The following is a 17402-nucleotide window of genomic DNA, read 5'->3' on the forward strand; positions in this document are numbered from 1 at the left end:
CGCTCTTAGTTGTCGCAGATCGGATGCACGTCCAGATGCTTGGGGACGTTCGCTTCGATGTGCCTCAAGAATTACAAGAACTCCTGATGGCGGCGCTTGGGCTTGCGTTGCACACGTACAACAATGCCATTGGACCACGCCAAGCGCCACGAACACCGTGGTGGTCACGCTACACAGGATTTGCAGCAACATGGCGCACATCAGCTTCTCCGGCGCGATGTCGGGGCAACCGCCCTTGACGTCGGCCTCGTGCATTGTAGAGAAGCGAACAACCATGTTGGCCGGCGCGTCGTTGACCTACTGCTGGATCGGGCGCAACGGATGCTCGGATGGCACGAAATTTTCCAGCCTGACGCTGGTGAACAGCGACGCGTCGTATGCGTCTACTCCGCGCATGCTGCCATCACTCCCTCCTAGTCCAACGATGCGTCGAGGTCGGCGAGCAAGGCCTGCATCGATAGGTCGTTCAACGGCCTGCCAACAAGAACGACCGCTACGTCATTCGCAGCATGTGAAGAGCTGCAGGTGAAGTACCGACTGCCCACCCGCAGCGAGCGCGTTCGCCAACGATTTGAATGCTTCGCGTTGTGCAGGCCGCTTCGCAGGTGGATCGGTCAAGATGCGCGGCATGGCACCGGTCACCTTCAAGCCGGGCTCATCCGGCACAAACAGGTCTCTCCGTCGAGAGGAGCATCCCCCCAGGCAGGTCTTGAAGCAGGCTGAGCCTAGCACTAGCACCAGCGGCAGTAAGCCGCCGCTTCCACGGCCGCCCAAACGGCGACGGGTAGAGCAGGAGGAGCCTGGAACGGCACCGCAACGCAGGGCGCCCTTGCCCGTGCATGCACGACCCGGAGCACGTGGCGGCGCATGGGACGGGCGCGCCCAGCAACAGCCGGCGACTCACTCGCACCGGCTCGATGATTCCACCCACTGGCACGATACCGCGCCCGGACGGCGCCCGGACAAAATGCCCGCTGACGCCAGCGCCGCGTCGTCGCATCGGCGGCCAACGCATGGCTTGGAGCGGACGAAGGATTTTTGCCTGACCGAACAACAGCCCGATCGGGTGGCAAGGAAACGGCCGCGGGAAGAGCAAGAACTGCATCGGGGCCCACAACAGCGGCCAAGGCATGGCTTGGAGCTGACGACAAGGGATCTCCGCCTGACCGAACAAACGCTCAATCGGGAGGCAAAAGAGCTTCTGTGGCAACAGCGGGCGCGATATCGGCGACAGTTGGATGCGCATAGGCGGATAGATCAGACCCACAACGCTCGCCTGTGCGTCGCCATGGCACAGGACAACGAGCTAGCGCGTCGGATCGGCTGCAAGCTGGCGCTGCCCTTCCTGGATGGGAGCGTCGACGCGGAACCCAATGCGCAGTGGCTCGACAAATATCTTCAGATGCTTGCCAGTGCAAGGGGGGGCGCAGGTGTAACGCAACGCGATCTTGATCGTTGCACCGACCTTGCGGCGCAGTATCTCTACAAGACCGGCTGGTTCGACGGTGCATCGCTAAAAAAGCTGGCCCATGTGGGCAACAAGCTGAGCAAGCACCCGGACCAGCCGGCGTGCATGCAGGCAATCGCGTGGATCGCCGGACAGGTGGAGCAGGTGGATGGTCGGTTGGGTCTGGATGGCCGTGAACTGGCCTTGTTACTGAACGCCTTTGCCAAGAACACCGACAGCAGCAGGTGCGAACGCGCGGCGGCTCGCCTGGCACGTTACCTGAAATGTGAACCCCGGGCCCGGCAGTCTCTGAACGAGCAGGGCATCAGCCTGGCACTCAATGCCTTCAGCAAGTGGTTCGATCATCAGGACTGCCGGTCCATGGCGCACTCGCTCGCCGCGAGGCTGGCCGACAGTCGCGGCTTGTGCGACGTCCTCAAAGAGCAAGAAGTGACAAACGTACTGAACGCACTGAGCAAATGGCCCGATACGCCGGCGTGCAAGAAGGCCGCCAGCACTCTGGCCCTGCGGCTGGCCGAGGATGCGGGTTTGCGCAACGCCCTCAAACCTCAAGAAGTGGCCAACGCGTTGAACGCTCTGAGCAAATGGCCCGACACGCCACACTGCGAGACCGCCGCCAGCGCACTGGCCTCGCGGCTGGCCGACGACGATCCCGATTTGCGCAACGCTCTCAATCCGCAAGGCGTGGCCAATACGCTCAACGCCCTGAGCAAATGGCCCGACACGCAGGACTGCGAGGCCGCCGCCAGTGCGCTGGCCTCGCGGCTGGCCGACGAGCCAGAGTTGCGCAACGCCCTCAATCTGCAAGAAGTGGCCAACGTGCTCAACGCCCTGAGCAAATGGCCCGACACGCCTGCATGCACGAAGGCCATCGACGCCTTGGCCGGGCGGCTGGCTACGGACCACGATTTGCGCAACGCCCTGGAAGCGCAGGACGTGGCCTTGTCGCTCAATGCGCTGAGCAAATTGCTCGGAGGGGTGGCCTGTCGCCAGGCAGCGTTGCTGCTCGCCGAGCGCGCAGGCTCGGCCGAGCTGCCATGGCAGCAGTTCGACATGCTCGGGCTCGCCCAGGTGGGCAACGCGATATCCCGCCTGCTGCGGGTGGATGAGCAAGAGTTCCAGACCTTGGGTGGTGCCAAACTGCAGGCGCTGGCCGGGCACCTGGAGCTGCATCGCGCGCGCTTCGCGTCCGCCCCGGCCCAGGAGATCGGGCTGATCTTCAAGGCCCTTTCATCGGCGCAGCTTCATCGCCAGATGCGGCCCCTGGCGCGACCGGCGCTCGAGCAGGTCGCAGCGCTCGTGCGCGCCGATGGATTACGCGAAACGAACCTCGAGGAGCTAGGCAATCTGTGCATGGGCCTGCTGCCGCTGATCCGCAGTCCGGAGCTGACCCCTCGCCATCGCGGTCACGCCCTGCGCGTATTCAACACGTTGCAGCCGATCGTAGCGCGCAAGATCGACTCGTACCTCACAGTCGGTGGCTCACGTGCATCGGCCCAGACCGAACAGCACGCCACGCGTTGCCCGGCGTTGACGTTCTTCCAGGTGCTCAAGACCTACGCGGTGGTGAGCCGGCAATGGAAGCCGCGCCACCTCGAAGGCGCGCGCCAGCAATTGCGCCAGCGCCGCGAGCAGCTGGCGCAATGGGTCGACCAGACGCTCGAGCGCACGCGCGAGGCCATCGAGGCGGACCTCGGCGAGATGAGCTGGAACCTGATCGCGCAGATCGAGGCGGGCGACCAGGTGTTCGACGCCCTGGACCGGCGCATGGCCAAGGAGGCGCCAAGGATCGCGCAGGCCCATCCACCGAGCCGCTTCGACCTGGGCGCCGGGCGCCTGGGCATGCGTTCGGCACCCGGCCAGCCCGTCGTGCCGGCACCCGGCATTGGCAGCACCACCCACATCGTGGTCGATCTGCGTGGCAAGCAAGTGTCGACCAACGCGGCCGAGACGGACAAGCCTTACTCGCTGTTCACGCGGCTGACGGGCCTGCCGCTGGTGGAGGTTCAGCTGCCGGGATCGATTTCGACGTTCATGCTCGCGCGCACGCTCACCTACCAGGACGAGCCCTGGCGCTTCGACATGTTCGGCGGCAGCCGCGCCACGCGCGGCAACATGAGCCGCCCCGCCGATCTGCTGTCCGGCGCCTCTGCATCGCCGTCGCTGCTGCCGGCGATCCGCTATGCCGACACCGTCCCGGGCAGCAGCCTGATGAAGCTCATCGCCAAGCTGGCCCCGCAGCGCGAGGACTGGTCGCGCATGCAGCGCTCGCTGCTGGAGATGGTGCCGAGCGACCACGTCGTGGAGGGCACGCTGCGCCTGGGCTTTTTCGACGACGTCAGCGGCCCTGCGCACCCGTTCAAGCTCACAGCCCCCGACGGGCGCCCCCTGGCGCTGTGCCCCAACGATGGCTGCGGCTTTCTGAAGCTGGAGGTGGCCCTGCGCATCCCGGCCTTCCGTGAGCGCGTCTGTGCCTGGGAAGCGGTGCAGGCCGGCCGGGCCAGCCAAGCCCAGCGCGACCTTCTGGCCAAGGACAAGGGACCCACGCGGCTGGCACCGCAGGCGCTGCAGCACTTCCCGCGCGACCAGGCGGCGCTGCAAGAGGCGCACGAGGCGATGCGGCGCAGGCTGCAGGCGCTGCCGCCCAAGCTGAGCCAACTGGCGCTGTACGAGCTGGCCACCAGCGGCGGCTACGAGGGCCAGAGAATCCGGGCGGTGCCCTCCGCCGACAACAAGGTGCACCTGCCGCGCGAGCGCAGCGGCGCCTTCGATGCCGCCGGCGGCGCCTTGCTGGTCGGCAAGCCGCCTTACGACAAGGAGAACCTGCTGCCGGTGCCGCAGGCGCATGTCGCTACCGCAGCGCAGGGCGATGCCACGGCCGAGTTCCTTTCGCAGTCCTTCGGCATCCAGTACAGCTACACCGGCTTCGACGACAGCTCGGGCGACGCAGCCGGCAGCGGCCCGGCGATGCTGCACAGCAAGGGCATGCTCATCGTGGTGCCGGCGCGGAACTGGCCGGCGCAGTTCGCCGACGTGGACCTGGCCTGCTCCAAGGAAGATCTCAAGACCCTGTCGCGCTGGACGGCCGGACGCGACCGCGGTGCCGTGCCGCAGGACATGCTCAGCACCGGCAGCCTGCGGCTCAAGGACATCGTAGAACCCGGGCGCATGGGCGCCCTGCCGATCCCGGAGCTGCGCAAGCGCAACATGGACACCGACGGTGACGATGCGTTCGTGTACGCGGGCTACCCCAGGCTGGCGGAGCTGATCGCGCGCGAGATGGCCGATCGTGAGGTGCGGCGCGGCCAGCCACGCTCCTTCAAACCGCCGAAGACCGCCACGCCGGCCATCGACCCAGACACCGGCCACTACCAGCCCGGGCGGCTGTCCGAGATCATGTCGCTGCAGCGTGGCGGCCAGGTCATGGGCACGGCCAGCACCCTGGCGGCGCGCTTCATGGCGCAGCCCGACCAGCTGCGCGAGGCAATGGCGCGCAAGATGATGTTCGGTACTTACGACGGCATCGAGCGCGACCTGCGCGACGGCTTGCGCCAGGTGCTCGACGGCGAGACCACAGATCCCCGGGTGTTGTTGGGGCAACTGCGCGCCCAGGCGCACGAAGCGATCGGACGCGCCCATATGCCAGAGGCGCGTGAAGCGGCCGAACTGCTGCACGCGCAGCTGCTTGAGCTCGAACCGGCGACGGCTCGCTCAGCCGAGGCGCCGCACCTGCCCGACGCGCTGGCTGAAGCGTTCCCAACGCTCGCCCGTGCCTACATGGCCGCGCCCGATGCCGACGCACGTCTGCGCGCCATCCTCGACAACTACCCGGTGTGCCGGTTATCGCACGCGCAGTTCCCGGAGGGGCAACCAGGGCTCATCCCCGACGAGCCGGAACTGAGCATGCGCAACCTGTTCACTATCGCCATTAAGGTAGGAACCGATGCGCTGAAATCCGACACCGGCACAGCGCTGTTCGCCAAGATCGTGGAGTCTTGCGAACGATCCGAGCGAGCGTTCGCCGAGCGGGTACGCAGCGTGCCGTACGGCAAGACGACTGCCCGGGCCATGCACGAGGGCCGCTTCGACGCCGAGCAGACCAAGGTGCTCCTGCAGAACATGCCGACGATGGCGGCGGGCGTCATGCAAGACGCGCTGCACGCGCTGCAGCAGGCAGGCCTGATCGACTCGCCGCCACCGCCGGCCGAGCGCCTGCGCGCCGTGAAACACGAGGACATCGTGCGTGCGACCGAGGCCCTGCTCACACGCGCCAGAGAGATGGAGCCCGTGGTCACCGACATGCTGACGCGCGCCGCCGAGCTCCATGGTGGGCGACTGGAGGGAATGCGCCATCAATTCAAATCGCCCGGCTCGCTGGTGGAAAAATTCGAGCGGCAAATGGCTTTGAAACACAAGACCCTGGAAGAAGCGGCCGCTGGCATAAACGACGCCCTGCGCTATAGCGTGGTACTGGAGCCGCGGCACTTCACCGCCGGCCTGCGCGGCATGCTGGCCTCTCTGGACGATCAGGGCCATGTGCGCGTCAAGCTGGTCAACTTGTTCATGCGGTACCGGCAGGCATTCAAGGCAGTCAACGTCACGCTGCGCAGCCCCGAAGGCGCGCTCTGGGAGATCCAGTTCCACACGCCGGACACCTTCAAGCTCAAGGAGCAATTCCACGACCTGTACAAGGACAGCTTTGCGCTGCAGCTTCGGGGCGTCTCACAGGCCGATCAGCGCGAACTGCAGGCGCCTGCGCAGGCGGCCTTCAGCGGCGTGAATGCGCCGCCGGGCTGCGAGGAGATCGACGATTGGGAATAAGCCCTGCCTTTGCGCGGCGCACGCCGCAGTAGGAGCGGTATGAGGCGCGACCAACGTCGTGGTGCCGTGACGCATATATGTTCGCTGGCGAGATCCGTCTGCAAGGCATTGCACGTCGTTGGAAACTCACCATGCCCAACAACGTTAACCGTGCTCCATTGGCTTTGATGCAGACACAGCAACGTCCGTTTATCGGCGCGCCAATGCCATCACACGTACCACGCCTGCACCCTCACCACTGCAGCACGACCCGGCAACGCTACGCGATCTGCATGCGGGCCTTGCGGGCGCGCGGGCTTGCCGTCGATGAGCACGCGATCCAGCCGCGTGCCGGTCGGCGTACGCAGCGTCAGCCACGTGCGTTTGGGGACCTGTTCCGGCAGCTGCACATCGGCGTCGATGAGGCGTGCATCTCTATCTGTGCGCAACCTCAGCGTGACCTTGCCCCAGCGTGTGGGTGCAGCACTAATGCCCAGTGCTGCGCCGCTGCCCAACCATGCACGCGGCACAGCGCGCGCAAGATACAACTGTTCGCCCGCGCTGTCGTCGCTGACCAGCATCCAGCGCAGTAGCAGCGGAATGGTCATCTGCGCCGGGATGCAGAACAACGGCATGCCGCCGGTGATGCCGCTGACCTCGCCGGCCGTCCAGCTACCGCGCGTATGCACCTGATAACGGTGTGCGTAAACAAACAACAGATACTCTTCGATGCGATCCAGCCGCAGCAGCTGTTGCGCATAACCGTAGGAAATAAACCCGAGCAGATCGCGACTGCCCGGTTCCGGCGGCGCGATATTCGCCACCACGCCGATACTGGTGCCGCCATGCCCGCGCAGACAATCGATGACCAGGTTGGCCAACTCGTCCGGCAACACATCGGCCTGCAGCAGCTCGGCATATGCACGGTGCGGCCATTGCTGTTCGCTGGGCTTTTCCTGCTGCAGCGATTGACGGAAGGTCAGCTTGGTGCCGGGCAATGGGCCGATGTACGGCGGCGACAGATCGCGGCGCACGTTGGCGCGCAAGCTGGTCTGCAGGCGCGCACGCAACTGCTTTGCGCGGCGATGCCAATCCATCGCCAAGCCCGCGCTGCCAGCGAACGCGCTCCACACTTGCGCGATGTCTTCCCAACCGCGGATCGCCAGCGCGCTGTTGGCGTAATACGGTTTCCACCATAGCGATGGATCGGGAAGCAGACAGGCATCCGATTCGTTCCAGCCGTGCAGCAGGCCATGGCCATGCGCGCTGCGCGGCAATGCCAAGGCTTGGTCGTGCAACTCGCACAGCACCTGCGCGGTTGCCGCGATCTTGGGAAGCAAACGACGCAACCGCACTGCATCACCGGTATAACGCAGATAGCGCGCCAGTAGCGACAAGGTCAGCCCGAACTGCCCAACCTCTGGCCCGCGCATGTTCGGCAAGCCATCGTCCTGCACGAACTCGTCGAAATAATTGTCGAGCACTGCGGCAGCCTGCGCGAAGCGGCCCCACTCCAGATTGGCGTAGAACGAACTGGTGAAGGTGTCCTGGAAGCCGTCGTACTCGTTGCCGTAATAGTCGCGTTCCACCGCACCGTATTTGGGATAGTCGCCACCGGGCCGCACCACCAGCTCGCGCGCGAAAGCGAACTGCGCCATATCGTTCCAGCTGGCATCGGGCAGTTGCGCCTGCACGGTGCCATCCAACGCCTGCTGCCAATACGCCGCGAAATCGATCAACGCCTCATAGAATTGTTCTGCGGTAGCGGCGTTGCGCGACGGCGCAAATGCCGGATAACTCTGCGCGTAATGCACTGCGACGATCTCGCCGCCGCGCACCTGCATCGTGCGATGCCAGGTCTGCACCACAAAACGATCACCAGCGCGCACATCGGCAAACACCAGCACGTCGTACCAGGTGTCAGCCTGGCCCTTGCGGCGCATGACCTTGCGTACCGCCGGCATCCAGCCGCCGAGCATGCCTTCCTCGCGCCGTTTGATCAGCGCTTCTTCGCTCAACTCGGCAAACGCATGCTCCGGGCGCGACGTGCGGCTGCGGCCGTTGGGCAAGATGGGCATCGTGTCCAGGCCTTCACGGGTGCCGACGAAGGTGGTCCACGGCCAGCGCCCGCCATCGTCCTTGGGGTCGAGCAACGAGGCCGGTGGCGGCGCCACGTCGCGCACCTGTGCCTCGTCCGGGTCGCCATCGCGCAGCAAACGGTCGGCGAGCAAATCGGCCTCGGCCATCGCCACCTCGGCCAGTGGCATGCCGAAATATGGCTTGCTCTCGGCCGGATATGCCGGCTCGGTGCGCTTATCCAGCCGCAGCATGCCGCTGTCGGTCCACAACGTGAGCTGGCCTTGCGGGTGGTCGAGATGCTCGTAGACGGTCCAGTTCTGCTGCAGATGCCGAAAGCTGCAGAGCTTGCTACCGGCATGCGCAACCAAGGGCAATGGTTCCAGGCGTGGGAGTACGGGCGCTGGCGGTATGGTTGCAACCGTGGCCGTGGCCGTGGCCGACGTCACCATCGCGGCACCGGTGCCGACTGCCGCAGCCGCCGCCATGCCCTGATGCAGAAAGGTTCTGCGGTCCATCGTTGCGCCCTCGAATGATCTACCCGGCATCCTGCGCGACTGCGCACGCCGCGTCTTGTGACAGCCGTTTGGCACGCATGCGGAGCTCTGCACACAACCAAGCCCCCAGCGCGCCGATCGGGTTTGTGCACGCAGCCACGCCAGGCCGGTTATGAGCGCTCCGCATCACGCTGTCGCAGGATCTGAGTGGCGCACGTCATGCTGATGTTGCTGCGCAAACTTAGAGCGGCTAACAAAACGTAGCGAGCAGTCGTCAGGTGGGTGCGGATGGCGTGCAAGAACCGCAGTGTACGCGTGGTACATGCCGATTCCGAGCACCGGCCGCGCCCGCCTGGCGGTGAGCGCAGTCGTTTTGTTAGCCGCTCTTAGCCGGTACGACGCAGGGTGGTCTCAAGATTCAAGTGCAACACGTGATTTGAAAGTTGCCAGTTCATGCTCCATCGCCTCGCTCGGCGTTTTCCATCCCAACGTCTCGCGTGGACGGGTGTTCATCAGTAATGCGATGTGATTGAGGTACTCCTGACTGACGGTGGACAGATCCGCACCCTTGGGCAAGAACTGGCGAAGTAGGCCATTGGTGTTTTCGTTGCTTCCGCGCTGCCAAGGCGCGTGTGGATCGGCAAACCACACATTGATGTTCAGTCCCTGCATCAGCTCGGCATAACACGTCAGTTCGGTCCCGCGATCATAGGTCAAGCTCGTTCGCATCGAAGCGGGAAGCCTTTTCATCTGGCGGGTAAACCCTTCCAGCGCATCGGCAGCCGTGCAGCCGTCCATTCGGCACAGCACCACAAAGCGCGTCTTGCGCTCCACCAACGTGCCAACGCAGGAACGATTGAACGCGCCCTTGATCAGATCGCCTTCCCAATGACCTGGAATCAGGCGCTGTCGCACGTCTTCGGGCCGGTGCACGATGCGTAGTTCCTCCGGCACCCAGGTGCGTTTGGCAGCGGTCGTACGCCGCAATCCCCGAGTAGGCTTGCCCTGGCGTAAAGCCTCCACCAGCTCCTTTTTCAGGCCACCGCGCGGGTGCGCATAGATCGTTGCGTAGATGGTTTCGTGGCTGACGCGCTGGGCAGAATCATCCGGATGCATGATCAAGAGCTTGGCAGCAATCTGCTGGGGCGACCAGCGCCACAGCACAAGATGATCACGCACCAGCTGGAACAAATCCGTCCCCGGGGTCAGCCTACGCCGCCGAACACTGCGCTGACGCCGCGCTTTGTAACGCCTGGCCGCATCTGCCGCACAGTAGCTCGTGGCGCCCTGCCTGACCAGCTCCCTGCTCAATGTCGATGGGCTTCTGCACAGAAGTCTGGAGATCGAGCGCAAGCTTTGACCACGCCGTGTTTCGATTTGCAGCACCGCGCGCTCTTCTGCACTCAGATGGAGATAGCTTTTTGACATGTGAACACCTTACTTGCTATGAGGGTGTTGCACTTGGAAGTTGAGTCTAAGCAGCATCGCTTCGCATCGTAATCGGTCACGGGCGTCAACAGCGACCCATCCAGGCACGGCATGGCGTCCAATGCGCCAGTGCTGTGCTGTCGGTGGACAGGCTGTCGTGGCGTCCTCTTACAGCACAACACGCAACATGTGCAATCGAACACGCGTACATATCGCATCCACTCAATTTTGATGGAGTTCCACATCGCGTGCATACGATTCTCGCTGGCAGTGAGCGCCAGACCGCACCGTCCAGTGTCGAGGCCGGACCACCGCCGGTGAATGAGCGGCTGCGGGTGCTGCTGACAGTGCGTATGCAGGCATTGAATGCCGCTGCCGCCGTGCTGCTGCAACTGCCGGCCAACACTATGCCGGTTGCGTTTTCGCGCGCAGAGTTCAGCGAGCGCTTCGCTGCCAGTGCGGCGATCTACAGACGGTTGCCGACTTCGCGGCCAGCTCTGGATTGAAGGTCGAGCGCGCCCATGCAAACAGCGGCAATGTGATCCTGGAAGGAACCGTGCAGCAGTGCGAGGCGGCGTTTCAGGTCAGCTTGCGTGAGTACGTGCATGGCACGATGCGTTATCGCGGCCGCACCGGCCCGGTGTCGATTCCACAGGCGCTCGATGGCATCGTCACCGCCGTGCTTGGGCTGGATGCGCGTCCATAGGCGCAGACCTTGCCAAGTGCACCGACGCCGGCACCCGCACCATCGGCCCCCGCATCGCCCTCGTCCACCGGTAGTGGCGACGGTCCGACCATGCAATACACACCCTCGCAGCTGGCGCAGTTGTACGGCTTCCCCGAGCATGACTGACACGGCCAATGCATCGGCATCATCGTGCTGGGCGGCGGCTATGCGCGCGAGCAGATGGCCGCCTACTCGCACCGATTGCGGTGTTGCAAGGATAGATCTGCAACCGGTACGGTATTTGTTATTGGTCGGCGCCGATGACAAACAACGGGTCGGGACTGGCGGGCTTGCCATTCCCATCGATCACCCACGCGCCCCAATGGGGTGCAGAAAATGTGCCGGCGCGGACGTTGACATCCTTCGTTTCCACGCCTGTAAAAGCAATGAAATAGTCTTTGATCGCAACGCCCAGCGAGCCGTCATTACACCAGACCAGGGAGGTGTGTCCTGGCTTACCTGGACCTTTGATTGGTCCGATGATGCGCAACTCATAGCGGCACCCCGCTGCCAAGGCCAGACATTTGTCAGAGGCCAGCCAATGGAACTCGGCACCTTTCGATAGCGGTATCGCGGCCGGCTCGACATCGGCCCTATCGCTGACGTCCGCGCGCAAATACCAATGACCGTTGGCGGTGAATACTGCGCCTGGTTGAAGCTCTATTGCTGTGGCGAGGGTTAGGGCAGTTGCTTTGATCGGCATGCATTGCTCCTTGTTTGGTTGTCGTGTCGTGGCCGACGCTCATGCACCGGCAACAGCACCGGCAACAGCGGTGCGGGCAGGCTTGCGGGTACGCGACAGGCCAGGCAATTTCAACTGCACCCGATCGCTGGGCAGGATCTTGGTGGCGCGGGTGGCCACCGTCGCCGCGCCGGCCGGTTTCTTGGCCGGCTTGGCGGGTTTGGCCTGGCGCTGGATCTTGGCTAACTCCTTGAGCGCGGCCGGGCGGCCACGTCGGTAGACCTTGGGCGCGTGCACGTAGTTGGCTGGCAGCACCTCGAACACGGTTACGCCCAGCGCCAGCAGCTGGGCGGCGGCGGTGTCGAGCGAGGCAAACACGCGCGGGGTGCCGCGCTGGCCGGTCAGTTGCTTCGGTTTGGCCCACTCGCACCATCACCGCGTAGCCGCCGACCTGGCCGACCAGCTGCACGGTGCGCAGCACGCCGGCACTGGCGAGGGCGGCGAGGGTGGTGATGGACATGGGGGATGTCATGATCGACCTATCAAACATGGATTTTTGATGGCCGATCATTCAATACCGCCCTGCAAGCACTATCGCGGCGAGGGGCCTGGCGCACATAAGTGCCAATTCCACGCAGTAGCAATGGCCTGCTACCGAACATGAACCCAAAGTAGTCCAGATGTTGCATCACCCGGGCGCATCCGTTACAGTCTCCCCACTACTCCTCCCCTGTCGCCCCATTCAGTTGGGTAACGGCTTGGGACGAAAAAACCGCCGCAAGGCGGTTTTTTCATGTCTGCAGGAAGCTCCTCGTGACAACCGACAAAGCGACTGCCGTCTACATCGATGGCTACAACTTGTACTACGGGCGCATCCGTGGGACCGCATTTAAGTGGCTCGATGTTGTCGCTCTGTTTGATCGCCTCCTGCGTGACCAAGATCCGACTACCAATCTTCTGCACGTGCGATATTTCACAGCTCCGGCGCTGGGCAGGTTTGCGACTAACAAGGATGCATCGGAAATCGCGCAATCAGCTTACCTGCGTGCGTTAGAACACACCCACCCGCAACGATTCACCAAGACGTTAGGTAAGCATAGCTTGGACAAAGCAGGGACTCTTTTACCTGAGTTTGTCAGGGGTCAACCTTATGATCGAGCGCGCCGGGTCCGGGTCTGGAAGCTAGAAGAGAAGCAGACAGATGTGAATCTGGCACTTGCCATGTATCGCGATGCCGCGTCTGCCCGCTACCAGCAACTGGTCGTATGCTCCAACGATAGCGATATCGAGCCGGTCCTTGCGGCTATCGGCGAGGACTTCCCAACGATCGTCTTAGGCGTCGTAACTCCACGCAGACCGACGGTCGATGGTGAGACGGACAGAAGAGTAAGCGTCTCGCTTTCGAGCCGAGCTGACTGGACACGTCAGTACATTTTGGATGATGAGCTAGCGGCCGCCCAGCTACCGACACGAGTTCGGAAGCCCGGCAGGTCAATCGATAAGCCTGAGCACTGGTGACGCAACGCTTGCGAGCAAGTATATGTACCAAGAGGCCTGACAGCCCGGACGACCGGGTTGCCGACACTTGAAATGCGATGGGGCGCAACAGGTGCTTGACGCTTTTGGAGCAGAGTTCCCTTTGAGCGAACAATCAGCCTCGGGCGCTCCACAAAACAACCAGTAGAACTGGCTGCATCAAATGTATTCCGAAATCAAGGGAGGTAGATAAGATGAAGCTTGAATCAATCAAGGTGGAAAAGTTCAAACGGATCGATGCAATCGAGCTGCCTATTGCAGATCTCAACATCTTGGTGGGATCCAACGGCAGCGGGAAATCGTCTATCTTGCAAGCGCTTCATCTTGCTTCATGCCTGATGCGTCAGGTAGAACGAATTCGTGCTGGATCGACGGCAATGGTCAGCATCAATGACCTCGACTATCTGCCGAGTGATCAGTATTGGAAGTTGGGCCACGGCGCAGATTGGGGAAATAAAGGTAACAGCCCGTCCTCGAAAGTGGAGTTCCGCTTCCTCGACGACGCAGCCGGAATCGTGCCCCCTAACATAGTGACTGCGAAACTTGTCATGCGCTCTGCCAGGAACGCAGGCATCTCCGTCCAAGGTGAACTGCCCGAGTCAGTCCGCCCCTTATTCCGTGGTCAGGACGTCTTTTTTAGCGGGTTCATCCCTGGAATTTCGGGTATTCCGAATGTCGAGAACAAAAATTCCAAGCGTGTGGTTCTCAAGGCATGCTCATTCGGCGATTCGAACGTCTATCTACGCAACGCGCTGAACTTGCTGTCAGCTGCTGACATCGTCAAGATCGAAGAGTGGTTGAAGCCGCTTCTGGGCCCGATCAAACTCAATATCGTATTCGACGAGTCTAAAGACTTCGACATCCATGCACACGCGGAGCTAAACGGTCGTTCTACGCCATTGGAGCTGCTTGGTACGGGCTTCCTGCAACTGATCCAGATCTTCTGCTACATCTTGCTCTTCAATCCTAAAATTCTGCTCATCGACGAACCAGATATCCATCTCCATCCGACGATCCAAGAAAAGCTGGCGGGCAGTCTGTTGGAAATTGCACGAGCGCAGGAGATCAAGATCGTCATGTCTACGCACTCTCCCTTCATCGTGAGAGGGGCACCGGTTGACGCGAATGTGGTGTGGCTCGCCGACGGTGAAATCAAGTCGGAAGAGCGGTCTGTTGTCGAACTGGCGTTAGGCTGGGGGGCGTTCGGAAAGCAGGTGATCATCGTCAGTGAAGACGCGAAGAACGAGCTATTGAAAAAACTCATTCGGCAGTGGCCCGAGATCGAGCGGTCTGTGACTGTTCTTCCAGGTCGGGGCTACAAGCATCTGCTAACTAAGTCTGAAGCGGCAGAGCTACGGGCATCCCTCGGTGGCAAGTTCAAAGTGCTGGTTCACCGCGACCGCGACTCCTTGACTGACGTGGAGGCGACCCAGTTGGTAGACAGCTATGCAGCGGAGGGCATTGCGCTCTGGCTCACCGACCAGTCTGACCTCGAGTCTGAGTTCTGCAACCCCAGTTTCGTGTCATCGCTGACGGGAGAGTCGCTGGCCGTGTGCGACGACTGGATCGTTCAGATAATCACTGCCAATGCGACACCTATCGATGACCAATTCTCAAAACAGCGAGCTGCGCATAACGAAGAATTGCACGCAGCTGGCGGTGGTCCGACAAATACCGATGTATGGGCAGAGCTTCAACATCGTCCATTACGCGGAGCAAAGGGCAAATACGTGATGGGCCAATTGAAAAACAAGGTCCCTGGTAATTCCTACTCGGAAGCGAGTGTGGAGGGGCACAGCGGCTTTCCGGAACTAGCACCAAGCCTCAAGAACGCCATTGAGATGCTGATCGACCAATGAGGGGCGTGTGCCAATGATCTGACGAGCACGTCCACGGGGGATTCAGCCGATGTTCCGGGATCGCCTCCACGTCAATCAGGTAGTCCCCGACTGAGCCTCAATGAGGCAATAGCTCCATCAACCATGCGATCTCATCTCGATCCATGCCGGCATCCGCTATCTGTAAAACGAAGGTTTTGCGGACAGTGGTGCGTCCCCCGTGGGCACCAAGTCGAAACCGCGCCATTCGCGCGTTTTTACTCGTCGGCGCCATCGCGCAGTTCGAGCGCCGGTTGATGGTGGAGAGAACGCGCGCCGGCCTGCAGGCCGCTCGCTCGTGTGGACTTACCGGCGGCCGGCCAAGTGCTAGCCCGGACACTATTCGGGCAATCGCGACGCTGGCCCTTGCGAACCGGTCACCGCAAGACATCTGCAAGGCGCTCAAGATCAGCCGCAGCACGTTCTACAAATACGCGCCAGCGGGCACCCCAGCGTAGCTGGCTGTTGGTGGTACATGAGCGCGCCTGATCGCGTAGACCTGTCCAGCAAAAATTCTGGGCTGACAGCGAGTTAGAGCGGCTAACAAAACCCAGGAAGAAGCCGTAAGCAGATGATGGAGCATGCAAGCGAGAGCAACGCCAAGTGGAGATCGATGCGGCGTTCAAAGCGGATGCGCAGTTTGCCCAGGCCTGCGAACCAGGCATGCGTGCGCTCGACGACCCAGCGATGACGGCCCAACCGGTCGTTGCGCTCGATTCCCTTGCGTGCGATCCGCGCAATGATGCCGCGCTGCTTGAGGAAGGCGCGACAGCGGTCGATGTCGTAAGCCTTGTCGGCGTGCAATTTGTCTGGCCAACGTCGCGGGCGCCCTGGTTTGCCACCAATTGGCGGCAAGGCGTCGATCAACTCCTCGAACACGACTGAGTCGTGCCGATTGGCGCCGGTGACGCACACTGCCAAGGGCACGCCGTTGCGGTCCACGATCAGATGCCGTTTGCTGCCGAGTTTGCCGCGATCGGTCGGGTTTGGCCCGGTGTAGGCGCCCCCCGGGGGGAGGCCACACTGGCGGCGTCCAGACTGGCTCGGCTCAGATCCAGCGTCTGGGCGCGACGCAGTTCGGTCAGCAACACATGGTGCAGACGATGCCACACACCGGCGGCCTGCCAATCACGCAACCGGCGCCAGCAGGTCATGCCGCTGCCATAGCTCAGTTCCACAGGCAGGTCTTCCCATGGCATGCCCGTGCGCAAGACATAGACGATGCCGTTGAGGGCTTGCTGATCACTGATGCGCGGCCGTCCACCTTTGGGCGAACGCTTCACTTGGGGAATCAGCGGCTCGATGCGCTTCCACAGCGCAATGGGGATCTCTTTGCGACGTGTCATGTCCGCAATTTTGCCACCGGCGAGACAAGATTCAAGGGGTTTTGTTAGACGCTCTTAGCTCACTATTTGGCTGTTTTTTACACGAATCCCTGCCGACCATCTGTACGGGCGACCGGACGCCTTCCGCGACATCGTCGCGGGCGACAACGGTGGCTTCCGCGCATCCACCGAATGGGATGCCAACACCGGCTTGGGTGTGCCCGACGGCGCTCGGTTGAAGGCGTTGAAGGCATTGTTGGAGAGAGCGTGATATGCCGCAGGTCGTGGCGTAACGCCGGGCAATTACCGACACCGCATCCGTTGGGGCAACCCCCTGCCATTTGGCAATGTGACTTTCCGGCTGCACCCGTCGCATGCCTGATCAGCTGCAGGCGTCGCATGTACGCCGCTGCGTGCCGAACACGCGGCGGAGCTTTGGAGGCCAAACCCACAAATAACATAACGCCGGCCGCGCCCGACGCGTCTCAGCTCAACACGTCCAGCAGGCTGCCCAGCATGTCGTCGGAGCGCCGCAACACGTTGGCGTTGGCCTGAAAGTCATTACGCGCCGACAGGCCTTCGACCAGATCGCTCGCCGGTGCAGATGGATCGGATGCGGCGCCGACCACGCTGGCCGCAACTCCGCCGTTGACCTGCGTGCTGGCCGCAACCGATTGGCGCGGGCTGCCGTCCACCGGCTGGCGGGCCACATTGCCGGCGGCCACCTGCTGACGCAGCGCGGCAACCTGCATTCCGGAACTGGCGATAGTGCTGATACTCATGGTGGCTCCGGTGCAGAAACTACGAAATAACCGATGACGCTCGCTTGCTAACCAACCAGCGCACTCGCCGCTGGCAATCACCTCGCTTTTACGGCAACCAGCACACGTGGCGAGCGTTTGCGAGGCGAGTAGAACGGGCACACGCAAACCGCAGTCCACATGTACCACCTACCGATTCCAACCACGCCCGTCTCACCGCCGCGC

General features: G+C 62.5%; 9 protein-coding genes, 1 other RNA gene and 3 pseudogenes. 5 read left to right on the forward strand and 8 right to left on the reverse strand.

Features of this window, described 5'->3' with window-relative positions; all coding sequences use genetic code 11:
* Nucleotides 1–165: 165 nt before the first annotated feature.
* A pseudogene (locus J5I97_RS20010) lies at nucleotides 166–396 on the reverse strand (IS5/IS1182 family transposase); the annotation flags it as partial.
* 439 nt (nucleotides 397–835) lie between these two features.
* Between J5I97_RS20010 and xopAD the strand changes: the two are divergent.
* Nucleotides 836–6289 (forward strand): XopAD/skwp family type III secretion system effector, encoded by a 5454-nt coding sequence (xopAD, locus tag J5I97_RS11695; RefSeq protein WP_208586686.1) that lies wholly within the window; start codon nucleotides 836–838, stop codon nucleotides 6287–6289.
* A 209-nt stretch (nucleotides 6290–6498) separates the two neighbouring features.
* Here the strand turns inward: xopAD and J5I97_RS11700 are convergent, their stop codons facing one another.
* The 3 genes from J5I97_RS11700 to J5I97_RS11710 form a co-directional block, all read right to left on the reverse strand.
* Complete coding sequence (locus J5I97_RS11700; protein WP_208586688.1) at nucleotides 6499–8862, reverse strand: Tat pathway signal protein; 2364 nt, start codon at nucleotides 8860–8862, stop codon at nucleotides 6499–6501.
* A 227-nt stretch (nucleotides 8863–9089) separates the two neighbouring features.
* A non-coding RNA gene (locus tag J5I97_RS11705) (sX9 sRNA) lies at nucleotides 9090–9165 on the reverse strand.
* A gap of 87 nt (nucleotides 9166–9252) precedes the next feature.
* Nucleotides 9253–10269 carry an IS30 family transposase gene (locus J5I97_RS11710; protein WP_208586408.1) on the reverse strand — a complete coding sequence of 339 codons (1017 nt, stop codon included), beginning with the start codon at nucleotides 10267–10269 and terminating at the stop codon, nucleotides 9253–9255.
* A 248-nt stretch (nucleotides 10270–10517) separates the two neighbouring features.
* Between J5I97_RS11710 and J5I97_RS11715 the strand changes: the two are divergent.
* Nucleotides 10518–11203, forward strand: a pseudogene (locus J5I97_RS11715) (protease pro-enzyme activation domain-containing protein); the annotation flags it as partial.
* A gap of 37 nt (nucleotides 11204–11240) precedes the next feature.
* On the opposite strand, the gene J5I97_RS11720 reads toward J5I97_RS11715, so the two are convergent.
* Together J5I97_RS11720 and J5I97_RS11725 are read right to left on the reverse strand one after the other, a co-directional pair.
* On the reverse strand, nucleotides 11241–11699 hold the full coding sequence (locus J5I97_RS11720) for a hypothetical protein (protein WP_208591840.1): 459 nt from the start codon (nucleotides 11697–11699) through the stop codon (nucleotides 11241–11243).
* A gap of 39 nt (nucleotides 11700–11738) precedes the next feature.
* Nucleotides 11739–12210: pseudogene (locus J5I97_RS11725) on the reverse strand (hypothetical protein).
* A 281-nt stretch (nucleotides 12211–12491) separates the two neighbouring features.
* Here J5I97_RS11725 and J5I97_RS11730 point away from each other — a divergent pair.
* The 3 genes from J5I97_RS11730 (at nucleotide 12492) to J5I97_RS11740 (ending at nucleotide 15549) form a co-directional block, all read left to right on the forward strand.
* A complete protein-coding gene (locus tag J5I97_RS11730) occupies nucleotides 12492–13196 on the forward strand; it encodes an NYN domain-containing protein (RefSeq protein WP_208586689.1) in 705 nt (234 codons plus the stop codon).
* A 212-nt stretch (nucleotides 13197–13408) separates the two neighbouring features.
* Nucleotides 13409–15073, forward strand: coding sequence for an ATP-dependent nuclease (locus J5I97_RS11735; RefSeq protein ID WP_208586690.1), 1665 nt, complete (start codon nucleotides 13409–13411; stop codon nucleotides 15071–15073).
* 275 nt (nucleotides 15074–15348) lie between these two features.
* Complete coding sequence (locus J5I97_RS11740; RefSeq protein ID WP_208591717.1) at nucleotides 15349–15549, forward strand: helix-turn-helix domain-containing protein; 201 nt, start codon at nucleotides 15349–15351, stop codon at nucleotides 15547–15549.
* Between the two features lie 82 nt (nucleotides 15550–15631).
* Here the strand turns inward: J5I97_RS11740 and J5I97_RS11745 are convergent.
* A protein-coding gene (locus tag J5I97_RS11745; RefSeq protein ID WP_208586691.1) for an IS5 family transposase occupies nucleotides 15632–16437 on the reverse strand; the annotation gives its coding sequence in 2 pieces (ribosomal slippage) (nucleotides 15632–16107 and nucleotides 16107–16437; 807 coding nt in all).
* 464 nt (nucleotides 16438–16901) lie between these two features.
* Nucleotides 16902–17198 (reverse strand): hypothetical protein, encoded by a 297-nt coding sequence (locus J5I97_RS11750; protein WP_208586692.1) that lies wholly within the window; start codon nucleotides 17196–17198, stop codon nucleotides 16902–16904.
* Nucleotides 17199–17402: the final 204 nt, after the last annotated feature.

This window comes from Xanthomonas fragariae, assembly GCF_017603965.1.
Classification (GTDB): domain Bacteria; phylum Pseudomonadota; class Gammaproteobacteria; order Xanthomonadales; family Xanthomonadaceae; genus Xanthomonas; species Xanthomonas fragariae_A.